General features: G+C 74.0%; 1 protein-coding gene. It reads left to right on the forward strand.

Annotated features, from left to right (window positions below; genetic code table 11):
- Nucleotides 1-331 precede the first annotated feature (331 nt).
- The gene (locus ACFV4N_RS41485) at nucleotides 332-3,250 is read left to right on the forward strand and encodes an AfsR/SARP family transcriptional regulator (RefSeq protein WP_499678179.1); all 2,919 of its coding nucleotides are present in this window, start codon (nucleotides 332-334) and stop codon (nucleotides 3,248-3,250) included.
- The last annotated feature ends 310 nt before the right edge of the window (nucleotides 3,251-3,560 follow it).

Consider the following 3,560-nt stretch of genomic DNA (forward strand, 5'->3'; position numbering starts at 1 on the left):
CCCTGTATTTCTACTCTATTTTTGGGGTTTTTGTTTTTTTGGCCTAATTTGGGGGGGTGGCCCCCACTTGGGTGTGCGGCCCACCCGACCCCCAGTGATCGCGTATCCGCTGACGCGGACCCGATGAGTTGTCGTCCCGGTCCCCCAACCGGGACGTCTTGAAGATTGCCGTAGCTCGCTGTCGTATCGCTGACGCCGTGATGACTCGCGGTGTCAGCGCGCGTCCTAGGCTGTTAGCCAGCGAGGTGCGACGAGGGGACGCGAGCGGATGGGGTCTGGGCCGTGGTTCGGTCTTCTCGGCCCGCTTGAAGTGCGCATACAGGGTCAGCCGGTGCCCGTGCGGGCCGGGAAGCACCGCGCGCTGCTGGCCGCGCTGGCGTTCCGCGCGAACCGCGTCGTCTCAATTGGCGAGTTGGTGTCGTCCCTGTGGGGCGACGACCCGCCGGCGCGCACGCGCGGCACGTTGCAGACCTACGTGATGCGGCTGCGGCAACTGCTCGGCGACCCGTCGCTGATCCGGACCACTTCGGACGGCTACCGGTTGGCGGTGCCACCCGAACAGGTGGACGTGCACCGGTTCACCGCCACCGCGAGCCGGGCCCGGCAGGCCGCGCAGTCCGGTCGCCTGACCGAGGCGTCCGACCTCTACGCCGAGGCGCTGGGCCTGTGGCGCGGACCGGTGCTGGTGGACGTGCCCTCCGACGCCCTGCGCGACGACGAGGTGCCCCGGCTGGCCGAGCGGCTGCTGGTGGTGCACGAGGAGCGCATCGACGTCGAACTGGCGCTGGGCAACCACGAGCGCGTGGTGCCGGCGCTGCGCGCGCTGACCACGGACCACCCGCTGCGCGAGCGGTTCTGGGCGCAGCTGATGATCGCGCTGTACCGGGGCAGCAGGCAGGCCGAGGCGCTGGAGGCGTTCCGGCTGGTCGACCGGGTCCTGCACGAGCAGCTGGGCATCGAGCCGGGCGCGGCGCTGCGCGAGCTGCACCAGGCGATCCTGGTGGGCGACCCGAGCCTGGCCGCGCCGGCCGGGCGGGTCTCGCCGGACGTGCCCGACCAGCTGCCGCCCGAGGTGCCCGGGTTCGTGGGGCGCGCCGAGGCGGTGGAGCGGATCTCCCGGCTGATCGCGCCGGACGGGGCGCGCACCGCGGTGCCGATCGTGGTGCTGACCGGCGTGGCGGGCGTGGGCAAGACGGCGCTGGCGGTGCACGTGGCGCACCGGCTGCGCGACCGGTTCCCGGACGGGCGGCTGTACGTGGACCTGCGCGGGTACTCGACGGGGCCGCCGACGCCGGTGGTCGAGGTGCTGACGCGGTTCCTGCGGGCGCTGGGCGTGCCGCCGGAGCAGATCCCGGTCGACCTCGACGAGCAGAGCACGCTGTTCCGGTCGCTGCTGGCCGGGCGGCGGATGCTGCTGGTGCTGGACAACGCGGCGGCGCCCGACCAGGTCCGGCCGCTGCTGCCGGGCGCGGCGAGCTGCCCGGTGCTGGTGACCAGCCGGGACGACCTGCGCGGCCTGATCGCCGTCGACGGCGCCCGCCGGGTCGGGCTGGACGTGCTGGAGCCTGCCGAGTCGCTGGCCGTGCTGGGGAGGTCCGGGCCGGCGGCGGAGGAGCTGGCGCGGCGGTGCGGCCACCTGCCGCTGGTGCTGGACGTGGCGGCGGCTTCGGTCGGCGGCAGTTCGGTCGGCGGTGGTCCCGTCGGCGGGAGTTCGGTCGGCGGCGGTTCGGTGGCGCGGTACCTGGACCGGTTGGGCGACCGGGACCCGCTGCGCCTCGCGCACGACGCCCTGCCCCCGGAGGCGCGGCGGCTGTTCGGGCTGCTCAGCGTGGTGCCGGGACCGGACTTCACGCCGGAGGCGGCGGCGGCCGTGGCGGACGTGCAGGTCGCCACGGCGGCCGCGCTGCTCGACCGGCTGGCCGAGGCGCGGCTGGTGCGGTCGGTGGGCGGCCGGTTCTCGTTCCACGACTCGCTGGCGCGGTTCGCCGCGTCGGTCGCCGGGAACGCGACGCCCGCGCGCCTGCGGCTGCTGGAGTTCTACGTGCGGGCGGTGGACCACTGCGCGGAGCTGCTGTACCCGGACCTGATGCGGCTGCCGTCGGCGGGCCGCGGCGCACCGCCGACGGGGGTGGGCACGGCGGCGCAGGCGCGGGCGTGGCTGGACGCGGAGCGGGCGAACCTGGCGGCGGCGATCCGGTCGGCGGCGGAGCACGGGCCGGCGGCGGTGTCGTGGCGGCTGGCCGACGGGCTGCGCGGGTACCTGTGGATCGGCAAGCACGTGACCGACTGGCTGCTGACCGCGCAGTACGGGATGGACGCCGCGCACGAGCAGCGGGACGTGGCCGCCGAGGCGGCGATGCACCAGAACCTGGGCACGCTGCACTGGCGGCTGGGCGACTTCGCCAAGTCGATCGCGCACTACACGCGGTCGGTGGAGCTGCACCGGGTGAGCGGGGACCTGGCGTCGGAGGCGGGGGTGCGCGGGAACCTCGGCGTGGTGCGGCTGGAGTCGGGCGACCTGGCGTCGGCGCGCAACGACCTGGAGACGTGCCTGGCGCTGAAGCGCGAGTCGGGCGGGCCGCGGTCGGGTGAGACGGGGGTGCTCACCGGGCTGGGGGTGCTGGCCATCGAGACCGGCGAGCTGGCCGAGGCCGTGGACCTGCTGGGCGAGGCGCTGGCGGTCAGCGTCGAGCACGGGTTGCGGAGCGGCGAGATCACGGCGTTGACGCTGTTAGGCGTGGCGGCGCAGGCGATGGGTGAGCCGCAGCGCGCGCTGTCGCGGTTGGCCGACGCGGTGCGGTTGGCGACCGAGGCGGGGTTCCGGGAGGCCGCGGCCAGGGCGCTGGAGGCCCTCGCGTCGGTGCGGCTGGACCTGGGCGAGCACGCGGAGGCGCTGGACCTGGCCGACCGGGCGCTGGGCGAGCTGTGCGAGGGCGGTGACCAGCGGATCACCACGAACGTGCTGGTGGTGATGGCGTCGGCGAACCGGGGCCTGGGCGCGCTGCGCGCGGCGGACGGGCAGTTCCAGCAGGCGTTGACCAAGGCCCGCCGGATCGGTTACCCGGCGGGCGAGGCGCGGGCGCTGGTGGGGCTGGCGGGCGTGCGGCGGCTGCTCGGCGAGCCGGACGAGGCGCGCGCGCTGGCCGAGCAGGCGGTGTCCCTGACCACCCGCCTGGGCTTCCGCCTGATCGAACGCGCGGCGCGCACCGAACTGGCCGCCGCGCACCAAGCCCTGGACACCCCCACCTAACCCGCGTGTCCTCCACTCCAACACCGCGTGTCCTCCACTGAGACATCGCGAGTCGTACGTCCAGAACGCGCGTGTCGTACGTTCCGGCACCCCGAGTTCTGCGTTCAGGCACCCCTCGGGGCGACGCGAACGGGGAACTCGGGGGTCCTGGACGTACGACTCGCGAGACCTGAACGTACGACTCGCGAGACCTGAACGTACGACTCGCCGGACCTGAACGTACGAGCGTTATTCAGAACTGTTGGTGTGGGTTGGCTGGTGTTGGTGGTCTGGGGTGACAGCGCAACAGCCCTGCCTGGATAGGGTCGGT

This window comes from Actinosynnema sp. NPDC059797 (genome assembly GCF_042732085.1).
Classification (GTDB): domain Bacteria; phylum Actinomycetota; class Actinomycetes; order Mycobacteriales; family Pseudonocardiaceae; genus Actinosynnema.